Origin of the sequence: Bradyrhizobium sp. TM102 (assembly GCF_009176685.1) — a bacterium.
In the GTDB taxonomy this organism is placed as follows: domain Bacteria; phylum Pseudomonadota; class Alphaproteobacteria; order Rhizobiales; family Xanthobacteraceae; genus Bradyrhizobium; species Bradyrhizobium ottawaense.
Genome location: NZ_AP021855.1, coordinates 1,128,796 through 1,149,367, shown reverse-complemented (window position 1 = coordinate 1,149,367; position 20,572 = coordinate 1,128,796). Strand labels below are relative to the sequence as shown.

At 65.8% G+C, this 20,572-nt stretch carries 19 protein-coding genes; 10 read left to right on the top strand and 9 right to left on the bottom strand.

The window, feature by feature from the left end:
- The first annotated feature begins 31 nt into the window (after positions 1–31).
- The 6 genes from GDN70_RS05300 to GDN70_RS05275 are packed head-to-tail and all read left to right on the top strand — an operon-like array spanning position 32 to position 6,314.
- Positions 32–907, top strand: coding sequence for a branched-chain amino acid ABC transporter permease (locus GDN70_RS05300; protein ID WP_028139749.1), 876 nt, complete (start codon positions 32–34; stop codon positions 905–907).
- Positions 904–1,902, top strand: coding sequence for a branched-chain amino acid ABC transporter permease (locus tag GDN70_RS05295; RefSeq protein WP_152102251.1), 999 nt, complete (start codon positions 904–906; stop codon positions 1,900–1,902). The genes GDN70_RS05300 and GDN70_RS05295 overlap by 4 nt, the downstream gene beginning before the upstream one ends.
- Positions 1,899–2,642, top strand: a complete 744-nt coding sequence (locus GDN70_RS05290) for an ABC transporter ATP-binding protein (protein WP_038946884.1) — start codon at positions 1,899–1,901, stop codon at positions 2,640–2,642. Before GDN70_RS05295 ends, GDN70_RS05290 begins: the two co-directional genes overlap by 4 nt.
- 11 nt (positions 2,643–2,653) lie before the next feature.
- A complete protein-coding gene (locus tag GDN70_RS05285) occupies positions 2,654–3,391 on the top strand; it encodes an ABC transporter ATP-binding protein (RefSeq protein ID WP_038946883.1) in 738 nt (245 codons plus the stop codon).
- The gene (locus tag GDN70_RS05280) at positions 3,388–4,446 is read left to right on the top strand and encodes a Gfo/Idh/MocA family protein (protein ID WP_038970761.1); all 1,059 of its coding nucleotides are present in this window, start codon (positions 3,388–3,390) and stop codon (positions 4,444–4,446) included. The genes GDN70_RS05285 and GDN70_RS05280 overlap by 4 nt, the downstream gene beginning before the upstream one ends.
- A complete protein-coding gene (locus GDN70_RS05275; protein WP_097668836.1) occupies positions 4,443–6,314 on the top strand; it encodes a bifunctional sugar phosphate isomerase/epimerase/4-hydroxyphenylpyruvate dioxygenase family protein in 1,872 nt (623 codons plus the stop codon). The genes GDN70_RS05280 and GDN70_RS05275 overlap by 4 nt, the downstream gene beginning before the upstream one ends.
- A 177-nt stretch (positions 6,315–6,491) precedes the next feature.
- On the opposite strand, the gene GDN70_RS05270 is transcribed toward GDN70_RS05275, so the two are convergent.
- Entirely contained in the window at positions 6,492–7,664 is a 1,173-nt protein-coding gene (locus GDN70_RS05270; RefSeq protein ID WP_026201746.1) for an ABC transporter substrate-binding protein, read from the bottom strand.
- A gap of 300 nt (positions 7,665–7,964) precedes the next feature.
- Between GDN70_RS05270 and GDN70_RS05265 the strand changes: the two genes are divergently transcribed.
- The gene (locus GDN70_RS05265) at positions 7,965–9,227 is read left to right on the top strand and encodes an NAD(P)/FAD-dependent oxidoreductase (RefSeq protein ID WP_028139743.1); all 1,263 of its coding nucleotides are present in this window, start codon (positions 7,965–7,967) and stop codon (positions 9,225–9,227) included.
- 204 nt (positions 9,228–9,431) lie between these two features.
- Here GDN70_RS05265 and GDN70_RS05260 read toward each other — a convergent pair whose 3' ends face one another.
- Genes GDN70_RS05260 through GDN70_RS05250 form a run of 3 tightly spaced genes read right to left on the bottom strand, consistent with a single transcriptional unit; the run spans position 9,432 to position 12,256 of the window.
- Positions 9,432–10,643: an ABC transporter substrate-binding protein gene (locus GDN70_RS05260; protein ID WP_038946876.1), complete on the bottom strand. Its 1,212-nt coding sequence runs from the start codon at positions 10,641–10,643 to the stop codon at positions 9,432–9,434.
- Positions 10,644–10,699: 56 nt separating this feature from the next.
- On the bottom strand, positions 10,700–11,023 hold the full coding sequence (locus tag GDN70_RS05255) for a 2Fe-2S iron-sulfur cluster-binding protein (protein ID WP_028139741.1): 324 nt from the start codon (positions 11,021–11,023) through the stop codon (positions 10,700–10,702).
- Between the two features lie 12 nt (positions 11,024–11,035).
- Positions 11,036–12,256 carry a cytochrome P450 gene (locus GDN70_RS05250; protein WP_038946875.1) on the bottom strand — a complete coding sequence of 407 codons (1,221 nt, stop codon included), beginning with the start codon at positions 12,254–12,256 and terminating at the stop codon, positions 11,036–11,038.
- An 83-nt stretch (positions 12,257–12,339) separates the two neighbouring features.
- Between GDN70_RS05250 and GDN70_RS05245 the strand changes: the two genes are divergently transcribed.
- Positions 12,340–12,846: a MarR family winged helix-turn-helix transcriptional regulator gene (locus tag GDN70_RS05245; protein WP_028139739.1), complete on the top strand. Its 507-nt coding sequence runs from the start codon at positions 12,340–12,342 to the stop codon at positions 12,844–12,846.
- A 339-nt stretch (positions 12,847–13,185) separates the two neighbouring features.
- On the opposite strand, the gene GDN70_RS05240 is transcribed toward GDN70_RS05245, so the two are convergent.
- A complete protein-coding gene (locus tag GDN70_RS05240; protein WP_097668837.1) occupies positions 13,186–15,036 on the bottom strand; it encodes a feruloyl-CoA synthase in 1,851 nt (616 codons plus the stop codon).
- Positions 15,037–15,188: 152 nt separating this feature from the next.
- Between GDN70_RS05240 and GDN70_RS05235 the strand changes: the two genes are divergently transcribed.
- Positions 15,189–15,683 carry a MarR family winged helix-turn-helix transcriptional regulator gene (locus GDN70_RS05235; protein ID WP_152102250.1) on the top strand — a complete coding sequence of 165 codons (495 nt, stop codon included), beginning with the start codon at positions 15,189–15,191 and terminating at the stop codon, positions 15,681–15,683.
- A gap of 195 nt (positions 15,684–15,878) precedes the next feature.
- Positions 15,879–17,696, top strand: coding sequence for an allophanate hydrolase (gene atzF / locus GDN70_RS05230; RefSeq protein WP_038970754.1), 1,818 nt, complete (start codon positions 15,879–15,881; stop codon positions 17,694–17,696).
- Positions 17,697–17,806: 110 nt separating this feature from the next.
- Here atzF and GDN70_RS05225 read toward each other — a convergent pair whose 3' ends face one another.
- Genes GDN70_RS05225 through GDN70_RS05210 form a run of 4 tightly spaced genes read right to left on the bottom strand, consistent with a single transcriptional unit; the run spans position 17,807 to position 20,509 of the window.
- Positions 17,807–18,529 (bottom strand): GntR family transcriptional regulator, encoded by a 723-nt coding sequence (locus GDN70_RS05225; RefSeq protein WP_028139735.1) that lies wholly within the window; start codon positions 18,527–18,529, stop codon positions 17,807–17,809.
- Positions 18,530–18,533: 4 nt separating this feature from the next.
- Positions 18,534–18,926 carry an oxalurate catabolism protein HpxZ gene (gene hpxZ, locus GDN70_RS05220; protein WP_028139734.1) on the bottom strand — a complete coding sequence of 131 codons (393 nt, stop codon included), beginning with the start codon at positions 18,924–18,926 and terminating at the stop codon, positions 18,534–18,536.
- 1 nt (position 18,927) lies between these two features.
- Positions 18,928–20,322 carry an AtzE family amidohydrolase gene (locus GDN70_RS05215; RefSeq protein WP_173015756.1) on the bottom strand — a complete coding sequence of 465 codons (1,395 nt, stop codon included), beginning with the start codon at positions 20,320–20,322 and terminating at the stop codon, positions 18,928–18,930.
- A gap of 7 nt (positions 20,323–20,329) precedes the next feature.
- Positions 20,330–20,509 carry a DUF4089 domain-containing protein gene (locus GDN70_RS05210; RefSeq protein ID WP_018316853.1) on the bottom strand — a complete coding sequence of 60 codons (180 nt, stop codon included), beginning with the start codon at positions 20,507–20,509 and terminating at the stop codon, positions 20,330–20,332.
- Positions 20,510–20,572 lie beyond the last annotated feature (63 nt).

Genomic DNA, 20,572 nt, shown 5'->3' with positions numbered 1-20,572 from the left:
GAAGACAGAGCGAGGGACACGAGGGGAGAAAATGTCCAATCTGTTCGATCTTCTGGTCGCGGGACTGGCCACCGGCGCGATCTATGCGCTGGTCGCGGTCGGCTTCACGCTGCTGTGGCAGACCTCGCAGACCATCAATTTCGCGCAAGGCGAGTTCGTGATGCTGCCGGCGTTCCTGATGCTGGCGGCGATGCATGCCGGCGCGCCGTTCTGGCTCGCGATCATCCTCGGCATCCTCTTGTCGATGATCCTGCTCGGACTCGGCTTCAAGCTGCTGCTGGTCGACCCGATGATGCGCCACGGCGTGCTGCCGCTGGCGATTGCGACGATGGCGCTGGCGATCGGCCTCAAGGAGGCCGTCAAACAGTTCTTCAGCGCCGAGGCCTCGCCCTTCCCGTCGATCGTGCCGACCGGTGACATCTCCATCCTCGGCCACGCGGTATCGCTGCAAAGCATCGGCGTGCTCGTCGTCGCCATCGTTGCGGTGTTCGGCCTGACTGCACTGCTCAATCGCACCTCGCTCGGCCACCAGATGCAGGCGGCGGCGCAGAACCCGACGGTGGCACGCATCATCGGCGTGCCGGTCGAGCGCATGATCCTGCTGACCTTCCTAATCAACGCCTTCCTGGTCGCACTGGCTTCGCTTTTGATCACACCAATCTACCTCGCAAAATTCTCGTCCGGCGAGGTGCTGGGCCAGGCCGCCTTCATCGCGGCGATCGTCGGCGGCTTCAACCAGGTCCGCGGCGCGATCGCCGGCGGCCTCTTGATCGGCGTGCTCGACAATCTCGCGGCCGCCTATATCTCGACGCAGTACCGCGCCGCCGTGCCGATGATCTTCCTGATCGCCGTCATCCTGTTCCGGCCGCAAGGACTGCTCGGCCGCGCCGAGGAGCGCACGGTATGATCAGCTTCGGCAACCCCCTGAAGATCGCGCTCGGCCTGATCGTCATCGCCGGCCTGATCATCGTCCCCATGAACTTCAACCGCTACGGCCTGTTCATCCTGAGCCAGTGGGCGGTGATGACCATCGCTGCGATGGGCCTCAACCTCACGCTCGGCTATGCCGGCCAGGTCTCGCTGGCGCAGGGCGCCTTCGTCGGCATCGGTGCCTATGCGGCGGCGATCATGACCACCCATGGCTGGCCGCTGCCGGCGGCGATCGTCGTCGCCATCGTGCTCAGCTTCGCGGTCGGCTGGGTGCTCGGCTATCCCGCGCTGCGCGTGCAGCATCACTACCTCGCCTTCGTCACCCTGGCCTTCTCCACCCTCGCCTTCCTGGTGTTCCGCAACGAGAGCTGGCTCACTGGCGGCATCTATGGCATCTCCAACATCCCGCGTCCGCATATCTTCGGTTTCGCGACCAACAAGCCGCTGCCGTTCTACTACGTCTGCCTCGGCTCGCTCGCGATCGTGTCGCTGGCGGTGTGGTGGCTGATTCGCTCGCCCTGGGGCCGCGCCTTCATGGCGCTACGCGAGAACCCGCTGCGCGCACAATCGCTCGGCATCGACACCCGCCGCTACACGCTGATGGCATTCGCGATCGGCTCGGCGCTCGGCGGCATCGCCGGCGCACTCTATGCGCCGCTCACGCAATACATCGATCCCGTGCCCTTCAACCTGTCGCTCTCGCTCGACCTTCTGATGATGGTGATCGTCGGCGGCGCGGGCTTCTATTTCGGCCCGTTCCTCGGCGCGATGATCGCGGTGCTGCTGCCGGAATGGCTGCGCTTCACCGAAGGCTATTATCTGATGCTCTACGCGGTGGCGGTGATGCTCCTCCTGATCTGGTCGCCGACCGGCATTCTGGGAATCCTCGACCGCTATCTCGCCGAGCGCCGCACCAAGGCTGCCTCCGCGCTGCGCGCCGTCGCAAAATCCCGCCTGGAGACGGTGCAATGAGTGCGGTCCTCGAAGTCACCGATATCAAGAAGAACTTTGGCGGCATCAGCGCCGTCGACGGCGTCTCCTTCGACGTGCGCGAGGGCGAGATCCTTGGCCTGATCGGTCCGAACGGCTGCGGCAAGTCCACGCTGTTCAACTGCATCCTCGGCCAGCTCACCCCGTCAGGCGGCGAGGTCAAGCTCGACGGCAAGCTCGTCACGGGCCTCCGCCCCTCCGAGCTCAACAAGCTCGGGGTCAGCCGCACCTTCCAGCTGCTGCAGGTGTTTCCAAAGCTCTCGGTCCGCGAGAACCTGATCCTCGCGGGCCAGGAGCACCAGGGCAACATGGCCTCGCGCCTGGTCGGCCGCTCCGATGCCGGGTTGACCGAGACTGCCAACCAGATGATCGGCTTCTTCAAGCTCGATCATCTCGCCGACGAGCCGGCCGGCGGATTATCCTATGGCCAGCAGAAGCTGCTCGACGCCGCCATGGCCTTCATGGGCGGCCCGCGCCTGGTGCTGCTCGACGAGCCCGCGGGCGGCGTCAACCCGTCGATGCTGGCCGACCTGAAGGACCGCCTGGTCGCAATCAACCGCGAGAAGAACGCCACCTTCGTCGTGATCGAGCACAACATGGAGTTCGTGATGTCGCTGTGCTCGCGCGTGATGGTGATGGCGGAAGGCAAGGTGCTGGCGATGGGGCGGCCGGACGAGGTGCGCAAGAACCCCGCCGTGATCGAAGCCTATTTGGGTCATTGAAGGAGCCGACCATGAGCGAGCCAATCCTCTCGGTTCACAATCTCGTCGGCGGCTACGGCAAGATGACGATCTTGAACGGCACGACCTTTGCCGTGCCGGAGGCCACGATCACCACGATCATCGGCCCCAACGGCGCCGGCAAGTCCACCGTGTTCAAGGCGATCTTCGGCCTGTTGAAGCTGCGCGAGGGCAAGATCAGCTTTGCCGGCCGCGACGTCACCAATTTGAGCCAGCGCGCGCTGCTCAATGCCGGCATCTGCTATGTGCCGCAGGGCCGCAACATCTTCCCCGAGCTGTCGGTGCGCCACAATATCGAGCTCGGCGGCGTCGCCGCCGGCAAGGGCCTCGACCTGCCCGCGCGGATCGAGGCCGCGCTTGACCTGTTCCCGGCGCTGCGGCGGAAGTCGACGCAGCAGGCCTCCACGCTGTCCGGCGGCGAGCAGAAGCAGCTCGAGATCGCCCGCTCGCTGCTGCTCGAGCCAAAACTGGTGCTGATCGACGAGCCCTCGATCGGCCTGTCGCCGCTGATGGTGCAGCAGACCTTCGACATCCTCAAGAGCCTGCGCGACCGCGGCGTCACCATCCTGATGATCGAGCAGAACGCGCGCTCGGCGCTGGAGATCTCCGACATCGGCATCGTGCTCGAGCTCGGTCAGACCCGCATGGTTGACGACGCCAAGCGCATCCTGAACGATCCCCGCATCGGCCAGCTCTTTCTCGGGGGAGCCATGGAGGAGAGCGCGGCATGAGCGCGCGAATGCGCATCGCCGTCGCCGGCGCCGGCCTGATCGGCCGCCGCCATGCCGGACTGATTGCGACCTCGGCGGACTGCGTGCTGGCCGGCATTGCCGACCCCTCGCCTGCGGCCAAGGAATTCGCGCAAGCACGCAACGCACCCTGGCACGCCGATCATCGCGCATTGCTGGAGCAGGAAAAGCCCGACGGCCTGATCATCGCCTCGCCCAACGCGCTGCATCTTCCGATGGCGCTCGACTGCGCAGAGGCCGGCGTGCCCGCGCTTATCGAGAAGCCGGTCACCGACAGCGTCGCAGCGGCACGTCGGCTCTGCGAGGCGGTGAAGCGCAGCGGCGTGCCGATGCTGGTCGGCCATCATCGCCGCCACAATTCCATCATCAAGGCCGCCCGCGAGGCCATCGCAGCCGGCAAGCTCGGCCAGCTCACGGCCGTGGCCGGGCTGTGGCTGCTGAAGAAGCCCGACGATTACTTCGAGATCGCCTGGCGGCGCGAGCACGGCGGCGGGCCGCTGCTGATCAATCTGATCCATGACATCGACAATCTCCGCTTCATCTGCGGCGAGATCGCCGAGGTGCAGGCACTGACGTCGAACATGGTGCGCGGCTTTGCCGTCGAGGACACCGCCGGGCTGCTGCTGCGCTTCGCCAATGGGGCGCTCGGAACCATGACCGTTTCGGATGCGACGCCGGCGCCGTGGAGCTGGGAGCTGACCTCGGGCGAGAACGCGGCATACCCGAAGCAGGATCAGCCCTGCTACGTCTTCGCCGGCACGCGCGGGTCACTGTCGGTGCCGAATATGGAGCTGTGGTCCTACCCGCAAGATCCCGGCTGGCACGTGCCGCTGGTTCGCGAGCCCGTCGCACTCTCCACTTACGATCCACTCGTTGAACAGCTCCGGCATTTCCTGGCGGTGATCGCAGGCCGCGAACGGCCTCTGATTTCGGTCGAGGATGCGACAGCGACACTCGCCGTCGTCGAAGCCGTCAGCGAAGCGGCACGCACGGGCCGAAAAGTCTCACCGGGGCGGATCATGGAGCAGGCAACATGAACAAGCGCTCGATCGCAACCGTCTCCCTCTCCGGCGCTCTCGACGAGAAGCTCCGCGCCATCGCGTCCGCCGGCTTCGACGGGGTCGAGATCTTCGAGAACGATTTGCTGTCGTTCGGCGCCGGCCCGCGCGACATCGCGAAGCTCTGCAAGGATCTCAATCTCGAGATCTGCGCGTTTCAGCCGTTCCGCGATTTCGAGGGCATGCCGGAGCCGCAGCGCGCACGCAATTTTGCCCGCGCGGAACGCAAGTTCGATCTGATGCAGGAGCTCGGCACTGATTTGCTGCTGATCTGCTCCAACGTCTCGCCCGCCTCGCTCGGCGGCATCGATCGCGCCGCCGACGATTTTCGCGAGCTGGGCGAACGCGCCGCCAGTCGGGGCTTGCGCGTCGGCTACGAGGCCTTGGCCTGGGGACGTCATGTCAACGACTATCGCGACGCCTGGGAGATCGTGCGCCGCGCCGATCATCCCGCGATCGGAATCATCCTCGACAGCTTCCACGCGCTGGCGCCGGGCCTTCCGACCCGCGCGATGGCCTCGATTCCCGGCGACAAGATTTTTCTGGTGCAGCTTGCCGACGCACCAAAGCTCGAGCTCGATATCCTGTCGTGGAGCCGGCATTTCCGCTCCTTCCCCGGCCAGGGCGATCTGCCGGTCGGTGAGTTCATGGCGGCGATCGCGGCGACCGGCTATGCCGGGCCGCTGTCACTGGAGATCTTCAACGACCAGTTCCGCGCCGGCTCCGCTGCGCAGACCGCGCTCGACGGCCTGCGCTCGCTGATCCTGCTGGAGGACCAGCTTGCGCCGGATTGGCCGAGATTCGCCGCCGAACCGCTGGCACCGAAAGCGAAGAGCCGCGGCACCGGGTTCATCGAGTTTGCCGTCAACGAGACCAAGGCCAGCGAGCTCGCCCGCCTGTTGGCGCAGCTCGGCTTCCGCAAGTCCGGCGCGCATCGCAGCAAGGCGGTGGAGCGCTGGTCGCAGGGCAAGGTCGAGCTCGTCATCAACAGCGAAACCGACGGCTTTGCGCATTCGCATTATGTGACGCACGGCCCCGGCGTCTGCGCGATTGCGCTCGATGTCGACAATGCCGGCCTTGCCATGCAGCGTGCGGAGATGCTGAAGGCGCGCACCTTCTACCAGCCGGTCGGGCCGGGCGAGCTCGAAATCCCGGCGATCCACGGCGTCGGCGGCAGCCTGCTGTATTTCCTCGACCAGGCCGGCAAGAACTGGGACACGGATTTCGAGCCTGTTGCGAGCGACAAAGGCGCGGACGCGCTGCTCGCCGTCGATCACATCGCGCAGTCGATGCCCTATGACGAGATGCTGTCCTGGCTGTTGTTCTACACCGGCATCCTCGACCTCAAGCGCCTGCCGCAGATGGAGATCGCCGATCCCCGAGGCCTGGTGCAGAGCCAGGCCATCATCAACGCCGACCAGAGCCTGCGCTTCGTGCTCAACGGCTCCTCCGCCAACCGGACGTTGCCGGCACGCTTCATCTCGGAGTTCTTCGGCTCGGGCGTGCAGCACGTCGCGTTCTCGTGCCGGGACATTTTTGCGACGGTCGCGGAGATGCGCAAGCGCGGCGCGGATTTCCTGGATATCCCAGACAATTACTACGACGACATCGAAGCCAAATACGACCTCGCGCCCGAGCTGATGGCGCAGCTGCGCACCAACCACATCCTCTACGACCGCGAGGGCGACGGCGAGTTCTTCCAGGTCTACACCCACATTTTCGACGAGCGGTTCTTCTTCGAGATCGTCGAGCGCAGGGATTATCAGGGGTTCGGTGCGGCCAATGCCGGGATCAGGCTCGCAGCCCAGGCCCGCGAAGTGCGGCCCGCGAGCATGCCAAGGGTGTAGACACTTCTTCCCCTCGCCCCTTGTGGGAGAGGGTGGCTCGCCGCAAAGCGGCGAGACGGGTGAGGGGTCTCTATCCGTGCGATCAACTCTCGCAGGGAATCTGCGGAGAGATACCCCTCATCCGGCGCTTCGCGCCACCTTCTCCCACAAGGGGAGAAGGGGCAACGTCGCTTGTAGCTACTTCATCTTGCACTTGTCGTGGAAACGATCCTGGTCGTTCTCCACGATGGTCGCGACCGTCTTCAGCGAGAGCTGGCCTTCGGCGTCCTTCACGACGTCCTGGAGATAGAAGCTCTGCACCGGGATGTGGTTCTTGCCGTATTTGAACGCGCCGCGCAGCGACTTGAAGTTGGCCTTCTCCATCTCGGCCTTCATTGCGTCCTTCTTGCTGGTGTCGCCCTTCACCGCGACCACCGCGCTGTTGATGAGCTGGGCGGCGTCATAGGATTGCGCGCCGTAATAGGTCGGGCGCAGGCCGGGATATTTCTTGCGGTAGTCGGCGACGAAGCGCTTGTTCTGCTCGTTCGGGAGGTCGTTGACCCATTCCTGCGCGCCGGGCACGCCGAGCGCGTTCTCCTTCTGCAGCGGCAGCGAGAGCTCGTCCACCGTGAAGGCGGTGTAGAGCGGCATCGTGCTCTTCAAACCGGCCTGCGCATATTGATTGAGGAACTGCACGCCGGCGGCGCCCGGATAGAACACGAAGATCGACTCCGCGCCCGAGGCGCGCGCCTTGGAGAGTTCGGCTGAGAAATCGAGCTGGCTCGGCCACACCGTGTATTCCTCGCCCTTGATCTCGCCCTTGAACGTGTTCTTCAGGCCCGCGAGCATGTCCTTGCCGGCCGCGTAGTTCGGCCCGATCAGGAACACGCTCTTGACGCCTTTCTGGTTCATGTAGAGGCCCATAGCCTGCGGCGTCTGGTCGTTCTGCCAGGAGGTCGAGAACACGTAAGGCGAACAGAGTTCGCCGGCGAGCTGCGACGGGCCGGCGTTGGCCGAGATCAGGAAGGTCTGCGAGTCGACCGCGGTCTTCAGCGAGGCCAGCAGCACGTTCGACCAGATGTAGCCGACGATGAAATCGACCTTGTCCGACTGCACCAGCTTCTCGGTCTTCTGCTTGCCGACATCGGGCTTCTGCCCGTCATCCTCGTAGATGACCTCGACCGGCTTGCCGTCCATCTTGCGGCCCATGTGATCCAGCGCGAGCTCGAAGGAGTTGCGCATATCGTTGCCGATCACGGCGGTCGGGCCGCTGAAGGTCGAAACGAAACCGATCTTGATGGTGTCGCCGGCGAATGCCGGGCTCGCCAGCACCAGCGCCGCTGCGCCCGCCAGCCAGAATGCCGTCCTCATAACCACTCCCCTCCTTATTATCGGTCCCGGAAAACGGGGTGATCGCCGCCCCGGGCCTGTCTCTATTGAACGCAAAATCTGTCGCGCCGCCAATGGCTCAGCGCCCACCCCTGCACCATATTTCGCCCCAATCGGCGATGGCAAGAAATATAATTCTGCTTACTTAGATCAACCCTGCGGCGCTTTTTCGCGCCCGATCGATACATCCGGCCTATGCGGCGATTGATGACAGCTATTGGACCGCAGCGTCCGATCCGCACTTAAATGGGGATGTGGAGCAGCGAGATTCGAGGGCACATCATGACCACGACACCGCATCGCGTCGTCATCGTCGGCGCCGGCTTCGGCGGGCTGGAGGCGACCTACCGGCTTGCGGGTGCGCCGGTCGAGATCACGCTGATCGACCGCCGCAACCATCATCTGTTCCAGCCGCTGCTCTATCAGGTCGCAACCGCCTCGCTCGCCACCAGTGAGATCGCCTGGCCGATCCGCCACCTGATGCGAGACAGGCCCGAGGTGACGACGCTGTTCGCGACGGTCAGCGGCGTCGACGCGGCAAGGCGCTGCGTGCTGATCGACGACGGCAGCGAGGTGCCCTACGACACGCTGGTGCTCGCCACCGGCGCGCGTCACGCCTATTTCGGCCACGACGAATGGGAGCAGTTCGCGCCGGGCCTGAAGACGCTGGAGGACGGCACCACGCTGCGCCGCCACATCCTGGTGGCGTTCGAGCGCGCCGAGCGCGAGACCGATCCGGCGAAGCGCGCGGCGCGGCTGACCTTCGTCATCGTCGGCGCCGGCCCCACCGGGGTCGAGCTCGCCGGCACCATCGCCGAGATGGCGCGTCACACCTTGCCCGGCGATTTCCGCAACATCGACACGACCAAGGCGCGCGTGGTGCTGATCGAGGCGGGGCCGCGCGTGCTCGCGGGCTTCGCCGACGATCTCTCGGCCTATGCGCAGGCCTCGCTGGAGAAGATCGGCGTCGAGGTCGTGCTGGGGCAGGCCGTCACCGAGATCAATCGTGAGGGCGTGGTATTCGGCGGCAAGCTGCTCGAGGCAAAGACCCGAATCTGGGCCGCCGGCGTCCGCGCCTCTCCCGCCGCAGAATGGCTGGACGCGCCAGCCGATCGCGCCGGGCGCGTACAGGTCGAAGACGACCTGACGATACCAGGCCATCCCGAGATCTTTGCGATCGGCGATACCGTCAGCATCAACGCCTGGGACGGCAAGCCGGTGCCAGGCATCGCGCCGGCCGCCAAGCAGCAGGGCCGTCACGTCGCCGAAACGATCAAGGCGCGACTGCGAGGCGAGACAAAGGGCGCGTTCCGCTACAAGCATGCCGGCAGCCTCGCCCAGATCGGCAAGCGCCTCGCCGTGATCGACTTCGGCCGCTTCAAGCTGCGCGGCGCGATCGCATGGTGGATCTGGGGCATCGCCCACATCTACTTCCTGATCGGCCTGCGCCACCGGCTCAGTGTCGCGCTGAGCTGGCTCTGGATCTACGCGCGGGACCAGCGGGCAGCGCGGCTGATCACCCAGGGGAGCAGTAAGGTGGTGTAGGGGCTATCGCGGCACGTTCCTCTTACCCTCCCCTGGAGGGGGAGGGTCGCGAAGCATGCAGCGAAGCGAAATGCGTAGCGGGGTGGGGTGACAGTCTCTCCGCGCAGACACTGCCCGTGTTGAGAGATCACCCCACCCCGCTCGCGCTGCGCGCGATCGACCCTCCCCCTCCAGGGGAGGGTGAAAGAGACGGCGCTCGCTCCCTTACTTCACCAATTCACACCCGCCTTCCGCCAGCGGGCGGAACGCCTGGTCGGCCGGAATCGTCGAGACCAGCTTGTAATAGTCGTAGGGATATTTCGACTCCTCCGGCTTCTTCACCTCGAACAGGTACATCGGATGCACGACGCGGCCGTCCTGGCGGATCGTGGTGTCGCCGAACAATTTGTCCTTGCCTTTGAACTTCTTCATCTCGGGCACGGCGTCCTTGGCATTGTCGCTGCCGGTCGCGGCGACCGCGTTGAGATAAGCGAGCGTCGAGGCATAGACGCCGGCCTGGTTGCCGCTCGGCATCTTGCCGTTCATGCCGGGACGGGCGGCGAACCGCTTGGCGAAGGCGCGGGTGTCGTCATTCATGTCCCAGTAGAAGGCTTCCATGAGCTGGAGGCCCTGCGCGACCTTGATGCCCATGCCGTGGACGTCGTTGATGAAGAGCAGGAAGGCGACGAGCCGCTGCCCGTTCTGCTGAATGCCGAACTCGGCGGCCTGCTTCACCGCGTTAATGGTGTCACCGCCGGCATTGGCAAGGCCGATCACCTGAGCCTTCGAGCCCTGCGCCTGCAACAGGAAGGAGGCAAAGTCGGAGGTGCCGAGCGGGTGCTTTGAGGAGCCAAGCACCTTGCCGCCATGCGCCTCGATGTATTTCTGCGCTTCCGATTCGATGCCCTTGCCGAGCGCGAAATCGACTGTGAGGAAATACCAGTCCTTGCCGCCACGCGAGACCATCGCGGCCGCCGTGGTGTTGCCGGTGGCCCAGGTGTCGTTGACCCATTGGATGGTGTTGGGCGAGCAGGCCTTGCCGGTGAGATCGGAGCTTGCGGTCGAGGACGCCAGGAACGTCATGCGGCTGTCGCGCAGCAGCGTGTTGATGGAGAGGCCTACGGCCGAGTTCGGCACGTCGACGATGGCATCGACACCCTCGACGTCGAGCCATTTGCGCGCAATGGCATTGCCGACATCGGCCTTGTTCTGGTGGTCGGCATAGACGATCTCGACCTTGATGTTCTTGCCGCCGCCGTTGAAATCCTCCGCGGCCATGCGCGCGGCTTCCACCGAGCCCATGCCGTTAGTGTCCTGGAAGATGCCGGAGATGTCGTTGAGCACGCCGACGCGCACGACATTGTCCGAGATCTCGGCGCTCGCCGCGCCGGCCACCAGGCTCGCGGCCAACGCAAGCGTCCATTTCAGATGTTTCATGGTTCCCTCCCCTGTTTGATGGTTTGCCGCGCCGGTCGTTGCCGGCGCGTCGAGACTCAGACCTGCCGCTCCGGCAGCTTCACGACGAGCCCGTCGAGCTCCGGCGTGATCTTGATCTGGCAGGACAGCCGGCTGTTGGGCAGCCGCTCGCTCGCGGTGCCGTCAAGCAGCGCATCCTCGTCGTCGGCCATGCCGGGCAGCCGCGCGAGCCAGCCCTCGTCGACATAGACATGGCAAGTCGCGCACATGGCGTTGCCGCCGCATTCGGCCAGAATGCCGTCGAGACCGTGTCGGGTCGCGGTCTGCATGGCGCTCTCCCCGTCCGCGGTCTCGATGCGCTCGGACTTGCCGTCGGGATGGATGAAAGTGATGGCGGGCATCAAAGCTCCTGGTCAGGCCGGGGTGATCGTGACGGGCAGGCTGTCGAGCCCGCGCAGCGTGTTGTTGAAGCGACGCTTCGGCTCGCCCGTGATCTCGATCTTCGCGATGCGCCGGGCCAGCGCCGTCAGCATCACCTCGCCTTCGAGGCGGGCAACGAGCTGTCCGACGCACATGTGGATTCCCGAGCCGAAGCCGACATGGCCGGAGGTGCGGCGCGTGATGTCGTAGCTATCAGGCTCGTCCCAGCGTCTGGGATCGCGATTGGCGGCGGCGAGGAACATCAGTACCTTCTCGCCCTCGCCGATCGTCGCGCCTGACAGCTCGACATCGCGAGTGGTGGTCCGGAAGAAGGTCTGCACCGGGCTTTCGAACCGCACGGCCTCCTCGAAGGCGTTGCGTGCCAGCGTCAGATCAGCGCGCAGGCGCTGCCACTGGTCGGGGAAGCGCGCAAGGCAATAGACCGCCGCGCCGATGCCGTTGACGGTGGTGTCGAGGCCGGCCGACAGCAGCGAGCGCACCAGCAGCGGCGCCTCGGTCGCGGTGATCTCACCGTCGTCGACCCGGGCGTGGATACAGGCGCCGAAGCCACCGGGCGCGAGGTTGTCGCGCTGGCATTGCTCGGCGACATAGGCCTGGTGCGGCGCCGAGCGCGCGATCGCCTGCTGGCGCAGCTCATTGGGCGGACCGAACGCGTTGAACACGACGCTGGCATAGGGAATGAGATGCTCGCGTCCCTCCGCCTTCAGGCCCAGCGCATCCGGAAAGATCGAGAGCGGATAGGCCTCGGCGAGATCGGTGATCGCGTCGAAGCTGCGCTTGTGCAGCAGCGCATCCACCCGCTCCTCCGCAGCGGCGGCAAAGCGGTCGCGCACCTGCTTCATCACGGTCGGCGACAGCACCTTCGACAGCACGGCGCGGGTGCGGGTGTGCGCGGGCGGATCGGCCTCGAGGATCAGGCTCGGCGGCCGCCACGGCGTCTCCTTCTTGAAGTCGGACAGGCCGACGCCGCGGCTGGAGCAGAAGGTCGCGGGATCGTTCAGCACCGCATGGACCTCGGCATAGCGCGCCACGCCATAGACGTTCCATTTGTCGAGGTAGACCACCGGCCCTGCCTCCCGCAGCCGCTGATGCGTCGGATACGGGTCCGCGAAAAAATTCATGTCGAAGGGATCGACGTCGAGATGCGGGACGGCCGCAGAGCCTGTCGATGCAGGGGTGCCGGATGCGGTCATGGGAGACCTCTCTCATTTTGATCTTGTGAAAGCGCGGCGCATGCCTTTAGGTCGGTGGCCTCACCGCGAGACAGAACGCCGACATGCCTGCGCCTTCGACCAGACCCCGCCACAAGCCTGCGCCCGCAGAGGCGGGACCGACGCTCGATCTCGAGCGTTACGTCCCGGCCTTCGTCACCTTCATCGCCAACAAGCTCTCGAACAGCGCGACCGCGTTCTATCAGCGGGAGTTCGGCGTCAACGTCACGGAATGGCGGATCATGTCGCTGCTGGCGATCGAGCCCGGCATTCCGGCCTCGCGCATCTGTCACGTCATCGGCTTCGACAAGGGGCCAGTGAGCCGGACGCTGGCGGGCCTCGAGAAGCGCGGGCTGATCTCGATCCGCACCGATCCCCACGACGGCCGCACCCATTCGATTTCGCTGACGGCGAAGGGCCGCAGCACCCATGACAAGGTGATCGCCGCAGCGCTCGAACGCGAGCGGCGGCTGTTGTCCTGCCTGAGCAAGGACGAGCGCGAGGTGCTGATCGGCCTGCTCCGCCGGCTGCACGAAAATCTCGGCGCGGTCACGGACAGCAGCTACACCTGACGCACCGCACCGCGGCCGCGCCCTGTCGCCACCTCCAGGCATGCGCCCGCGCTTGCCCGCGGCACCCTTCCTGCCGAGCATCGTTTCCTCCGAGATCGGACCCGGCGGTTTCCCCGCCGTCGTCCTGGTCTGGAACGGTTCGCACAGATTAGTTGCTTAGGCAACAAAAGAATCAGCAATATATTGCGGCAGCGGGATTGGCCCATCTCGTCATTCCGGGGCGCGCGTAGCGCGAACCCGGAATCCATCGTGCAACACCCCTGCGGTGAAATGGATTCCGGGCTCGCGCCAAGAGGCGCGCCCCGGAATGACAGCGGAATGTGGCTTCGCTACCGGCCTTTACAACCCGATCCACTCGCCCGACGCATCATCGTTCAACCGCGCCACCGCATCGGCGCGGCGGGTCAGCACGGCGCGCTGGTTGATGTAGCCCTTGTCGGTAATCTCGCCGCCATCGACCGACGGCGGTTCGGCGAGAAGCAGCGCGCGCGTAGCGTGGCCGGCGGAATTGGGGCCGTCCTGCTTCAGTTTCGCCAGTTCCTGCGCAATGGCGCTCCTGACCTTGGCATGCGCGAGCACCTCGTGCACATCAGCCGTCTCGCCCAGGCCGGCATGAGCACGGCAGGCCGCGACGTTGGGGAACACCAGGAAGCGCACTTCGTCGCCGCCATGACCTGACACCACGATATCCTGCGCCAGCGGCGCCAGCGCGGCGATGCCGGCAACGCGCAGCGTGCCGACGCTGACCCAGGTGCCGGAATTGAGCTTGAAATCCTCGGCGACGCGGCCGTCGAAGAACAGGCCGCGCTCCGGCCGCGCGTGATCGGCAAGCTTCACCGCATCGCCGATGAGATAAAAACCCTCTTCATCAAAGGCCTGCCTGGTCAGCTCCGGCGCCTTCCAATAGCCCGGCGTGACGTTGGGACCGCGCACCCGCACCTCCAGCTTGTCGCCGGAGGGGACCAGCTTCAGCTCGGTGCCGGGAATGGGCACACCGATATTGCCGGAGCGCTCCGCGAGGAAATGGCAGTCGGTCGCAAGCGGCGACGTTTCGGTCGAACCCCAGGCCGAAACCATCGGCAGCGCGCGGCCGACGGTCTTGATCGAGAGGTCTTCGAGCGCATCCCAGAGATTCTGCGGCAACGCGGCACCGGCATAGAAGGCGAATTTCACCTCGCTGAAGAAGCGGTGACGCAGCTCCTCGTCGCCGCGCAGCGCCGCGATCAGCATGTCGAATCCGCGCGGCACGTTGAAATAGACCGTCGGCATCACGCTTTTCAGATTGGCGAGCGACGTCGCAAACAGCCCGGGCGCCGGCTTGCCGCCGTCGATATAGAGCGAGCCGCCATTGCGCAGCACGAGATTGAAATTGTGGTTGGCGCCGAAGGTGTGGCTCCAGGGCAACCAGTCGAGAATGACGAGGTCGCGGCCACCCTGCTCCAGAAATGTCCAGGTCTGCGCCTTGGCCTGCTGGCTCGAGGTCAGCATGCGCTGGGTGTTGATGACGGCCTTGGGCCTGCCTGTCGACCCCGAGGTGAACAGGAATTTGGCGATCGTGTCGGGCGTCACCGCGGCGAACGCCGTTGCGACGTCGGGCGTTTCAGGCGTTGTTGCAATGGCGCCGAAGGCCAACGCATCGGCATCGCCGTCGATGCCGCTGATGATCTGGGCCGTGTGAAGCGGTTTGATCGCCGCCAGCGCTGCCGCAAATGGTTTCATGGCGGAGACATAGATCGCGCCCGGCTCGAGCAGTGCGATCATGCTCTTGAGCTTGTCAAAATCTTTCGACATCAACGAATAGGCCGGCGAAATCGCCGCCGAGGGCACGCCGACATGCTGGGCCGCAAGCGCCAGCAGCGCGTGGTCGATGCTGTTGTCGGAGAGAATCGCGAGCGGGCGTTCGGCGCTCAGACCCTGTGCCAGGATCCAGGACGCCGCCGCACGCACCTGGCGCAGCGCCTGCGCATAGCTGACGGTGGTCCATGGCGCCTCGACGTCGCCGCGCTCGGCAAGGAAGGTCGCATCCGGCGTTTGCCGCGCCCATTGCTCCAGCCAGTCGCCGACGCAGCGCGCGCCGTCGCGCAAGGGGTCGGGCGAGCGCAGCACGATGCTGCCGTCGGCGCGATGCTCGGCGACGGTCCGTGGCGTTGCAAACAGGCTTGCGGCATCGCCGCGTGCGGCGGTTGTCATGATTTCCTCCTCCGCCCGGATCCCGGATCGGCCGCAGCCTCGTTCCGGGCTGCTTTGGCCATAATGTTGGGCATGACAATTGTTGTCGTCAACAACAATCTTCCGCCCGCGCAATAATGACGTTACAAGAATAGTCCGGCAGGAGACGTGATTTGACAGCCACCTCAGCCCAGACTTCCGCACGCAGACGCGCCGGCAACGGCGCGGCGCCTCGGGACATCGCCGACGATATCGGCCTCGACGCACTGGTCGGGCACGCCGGCTATGCGGTACGGCGCTTCCAGATCTGGATCTTTCAGGACTTCATCAGAACGCTCGGCGATGTCGACATCCGGCCGACGCAATATTCGGTGCTGACCGTGATCGGCGCCAATCCGGGCCTGTCGCAGATGGCGGTGGCAAAGCGCCTTGGCATCGAGCGCGCCCGGCTGGTGCACCTGCTCGACAGCCTCGAACAGCGCAAGCTCGTGAAGCGGGTCAAATCGAAGGCGGACCGTCGCTCGCATGCGCTGCATCTCACGACCCAGGGCGATACGGCGCTGGCGAAATTCAAGCGGCTCGCGGCCGAGCACGAGCGGCATGTCGAAGAGAAGATCGGCAAGGAAAACCGGGCACACCTGCTGCGGATCCTTGCTGGCTTCACCTGATCTCGACTGCCCATGATTTGGGCAGATGCCCGTCACGGGGCGCTGACGGCACGGCCCGCCCGCCTGCCAAAATATCCCGCAAGCCACTGATCCCACGGATCATATCCGCAGCCTACGTCCTGCCCGGATAATGTACACAATGGCACATCGCTTGCTTCACTCCGGGGGTGAAGCAGTTGCCGGAGTTTTGTCGCCATGGGGGCTGAAATGGGGGCTGAGCAGCCTGAAACGATCGCCGCGATTTTGGCCGCGCATCGCGCGGGCACGCTGACGCCGGCAGAGACGGTCGCCCGGACCTATCAGCGCATCCGCGACCACAATGATCCCGCCATCTTCATCAGCCTGCGCGACGAAAAGGATGCGATCGCGGAGGCTGAGAGGCTCGCCACGAAGGACACCGCCAGCCTGCCACTCTACGGCGTGCCCGTTGCGGTGAAGGACAATATCGACGCGCTGGGCTTTCCGACCACGGCGGCCTGCCCGGCCTTCTCCACGACGCCGACGCATGACTCGACTGCGGTGGCGCGGCTGCGCGCGGCCGGCGCCATCATCATCGGCAAGACCAATCTCGACCAGTTCGCCACCGGCCTCGTCGGCGTGCGCTCGCCCTACGGCGTTCCCAAGAATTCGATCCGCGAGGATCTCATTCCGGGCGGCTCCAGTTCGGGCTCCGCGGTGGCGGTCGGCGCGGGGCTCGTGCCGCTGTCGCTGGGGACTGACACGGCCGGCTCCGGGCGCGTGCCGGCGATGCTCAACAACATCGTCGGGCTGAAGCCGAGCCTCGGCATGGTCTCGAATGCGGGGCTGGTGCCGGCCTGCCGCACGCTCGATTGCATCTCGGTGTTTGCGCTGACCGTGGACGATGCCGCACTGGCGCTCTCCGTGATGGCAGGACCCGACCAAGCCGATCCGTTCTCGCGCGACCGGCCGCTGGGCGCGCTCACGCCGTTCCCGGCAGGCTTGCGCCTCGGCGTGCCGCGCAACGGACAGCTGATCTTTTTCGGCGACAAGAAGGCGGAAGCCGCCTACGCCGATGCACTGAAGCGCTGGACAGCACTCGGCGCAACGTTGGTCGAATTCGACCTCGAGCCGTTCTACGAGACGGCGCGGCTGCTCTATGAGGGCCCCTGGGTCGCCGAACGCTACCTCGTGATCAAGGATCTGCTGGCGTCCGCGCCCGATTCGATTCATCCGGTGACGCGCGAGATCACCGCGGCCGGCGCGCGGCTCACGGCTGCGGACACGTTCTCGGCGCTCTATCGCCTGCAGGGCCTGCGCAAGATTGCCGAGCGCACGTTTGCCAATATCGACGCGCTGGTGCTGCCGACCGCGCCGACCGCCTATACCACCGCGCAGGTGCTCGCCAATCCGATCGAGCTCAACAGCCGGCTCGGCACCTACACCAATTTCGTCAATCTGCTCGATCTCTGCGGCCTCGCGCTGCCGGCGTCGATGCGCGCCGACGGCATTCCGTTCGGCATCACGCTGCTCGCGCCCGCGGGGCATGATGCGCTGCTCGCGAGCATCGGTCGCGTCTTCCATGCCGATACCAAGCTGAGTCTCGGCGCGAAGGGCACGGCGCAAGCTCCGCTGTCGCCGCTGCCGCCAAGCAGCGGCGACGAGATCCCGATCGCGGTCGTCGGCGCGCATCTGTCCGGCATGGTGCTCAACGGCGAATTGAAGGCACTGAACGGGCGCCTGATCGAGGCAACCAGAACTGCGCCCGACTACAAGCTCTACGCGCTCAAGACCACGCCGCCGAAACCCGGCATGCTGCGCGTCGCAGCCGGCAAGGGCGCATCGATCGAGCTGGAGATCTGGTCGCTGTCGCCGTCCGCGTTCGGCAAATTCGTCAATGCGATTCCTTCGCCGATGGCGATCGGCACGGTGCGCCTGGGCGACGGCCGCAGCGTGAAGGGGTTTCTCGTCGAGCCGGAGGTGCTGAGCGATGCGCGAGATATCACCGCGTATGGGGGATGGCGCGCGTATATGAAGGAAGCTGCGACAAAGTAGGTCTCGTAGGGTGGGCAAAGCGAAGCGTGCCCACGATCCCGACCTTCATGAAAAACCGTGGGCACGGCGCTTTGCGCCTTTGCCCACCCTACGGCACCGATCGCGCGGCGCTACACCGACACCGCGTAGATCTCGTACTCCCCGCGCACCAATTCGATATGCGCGCGCATCGCGACGGCTGCGCCCTGCTTGTCGCCGCGCATGATGGCGACGACGACGCGGTCGTGCTCGGCTTGCGATTTGGCGAGACGGCCGAGGTTGCGGAACTGGGCGCGACGGAACGGTTGCACGCGCACCCGCGTGGCGAGCGTGATCTCGGCGATGTAGCCGTTCTGCGATCCCGCATAGATCGCGTTGTGGAAGCGCTCGTTGACCACGTGGAAGCGATCGGGATTGCCGGTGTAGCTCAGCACGCGCAGCTCTTCGTGGATCGCCTCGAGGCCATGGCGCTCGGCGGCGGACATGCGCTCGGCGGCAAGGCCTGCGCACAGCGCCTCGAGCTCGGCCATCGCCTCGAACATGCTCGTCAGACGCTCGATCGAGGGCTGCGCCACCACCGCGCCGCGATGAGCACGCGCTTCGACGAGGCCGCTGGCCACGAGCTGACGCAGCGCCTCACGCACCGGCGTCCGCGACACGCTGAAGCGGCGCGCGATATCGGTCTCGTCCAGGGGCGAGCCGGGGGCCAGGGCGCCGCGCACGATCTCGTCGGCGAGTTGCAGGCGCAGCTCCTCGGCGCGCGTGACCTTCTGCACCGATGGCGAGGCACGGTCGACGCGGGGCACCACCGGCTCGGCCGGCAGTGCTCCCTGCGGAAGATCGTCGAGCGTCATGCGGTCAGGTCTCTTTCGGCTCGTCGATCATGCTGACATGGGCGGCGACGACGCGCCAGCCCTCGGGAAAGCGAATCCAGGTCTGCATCTGCCGGCCGACCTTGCCGGGCGCCGTATCGCGGTAGAACAGGGTGGAGGCCACCGCGGTGTCGCGGCCATAGCTGCTGATCACCGTCTTGGCGGTGCGGCGGTTCAGGCCGACCGGCGAGCGCGCGGCGCGGAAGCCGTTGATCGCCTCGTAGCCGTAGAGGTTCTCACCGATGCCGTAGCGCAGCGTGCGGGGATCGTTGCGGAAGAGTTCGCCGAGCACGGCGACATCGTTACTGACGAGGGCCTGCTCATAACGATCGAATGCGGCTTTGACTTCCGCGATCACCTCGGGGAGATCGATCTCCATGTCAGAGTCCTCTCGGCGCGGGCGCTGCCGCGACGCCCATCTTTTCCAAAGCGTAGGCGACGCGGAGCGCGATGTCCTCGCGCCAGGGCGCAGCGATGATCTGCACGCCGATCGGCAGCGGCTCGAGCGGCACCGGGACGGCCACCACCGGCAGGCCGATGAAGGAGATCGGCTGGGTGTGGACGCCGATATTGGCGCGCACCGGCAGCTCGACGCCGTCGAGGTTGAAATTCACCTGCCCGAGCTTTGGCGCGGTGCAGGGCGTTGCCGGCGCGAGCAGCACGTCGACGGTCTTGAAGATCTCGGCGAGCTGCGCGCGATACCAGCGCCGAAATTTTTGCGCCCGATCGACCATCGGCGCCGGCACCATCGCGCCAGCGATCAGCCGGTCGCGCACCGCAGGATCGAAATCGTTCGGCCGCTTGCGCAGGCGATCGAGATGCAACGAAGCGCCCTCGGTGGTGGTGATGACATAGGCGGCCGCGCGGGCGCGCGCGGCTTCGGGAACGTCGACCACCTTCGTTGCGCCAAGCGCCTTGGCGACGCGGCTGACGGCCTCGACCGCTTCCGGAAACACGTTCTTCTGGAAATACCCGCCGGCGATGGCGATGCGCAGATCCGAGACGGGATTGGCGATCAGCGGCAGCGTCGGCTCCAGACCGCGCGTCGTGCAGGCGCTGTCCTCCGCGTCAGGGCCCTGCATCACGTCATAGGCAAGCGCGAGATCGGTGACGGAGCGCGCGAACGGGCCGAGATGATCGAGGCTCGCGACGAACGGGAACGAGCGCGCGCGCGACAGCCGGCCATAGGTCGGCTTCAAACCAAAAATGCCGCAAAACGAGGACGGCACGCGGATCGAGCCATTGGTGTCCGAGCCGAGCGCGATCGGCACCAGCGCGCCGCCGACCGCGCTGCCGGAGCCGCCCGAGGAGCCGCCGGTCATCCGCGTGGTGTCGTGCGGATTGCGCGAGGGACCGTCATGGACGTTCTCGCCCGTAAAATCATAGGCGTATTCGCCCATGTTGAGCGCGCCGACCAGCACGGCGCCGGCGGCTTCCATCCGCTCGATCAGCGTCGCATCGCGCGCTGCGGGCGCGCGATCGCGGTTGATCTTCGAGCCGGCGCGCGTCGGAAGCCCGGCGACGTCAAACAGGTTCTTCACCGCGAAGGGAACGCCGGCGAGCGGGCCGACTTCCTTGCCGGCGGCGATGTCGGCGTCGATGGCGCGTGCTTTCGCACGGGCGCGATCGGCGGTGACATCAGTGAAGGAATTGAGGACACTGTCGTGCTGCTTGATGCGCGACAGCGCCGCTTCCGTAGCGTCGAGCGCGGACATCCGGCGGCCCGCAACCGCACTCGCGATGTCCGAGGCCGTCATCTCTGGCTTCCTGGTCATGGCAACATCAAGCGGTGAAAATCGGCGCCGGCTCGGTCTCGTCCGGCAGCGCGAATTCGTCGACCAGGCGAGCGAGGCGCAGCGAGACTTCGAGGTTGGCGCGCACCGCGGGCCTCCAGGCCTCCTCGACCGGCAGCGCCAGCGCTTTCGATACGGCGTCGATATAATCGTCCAGCGGCTCGGCCATCACGCTCCCAAACTAGCTCTCTAGGTTGTCATTTGAGCATGATCTTCTCGGAAAACCGCGTCA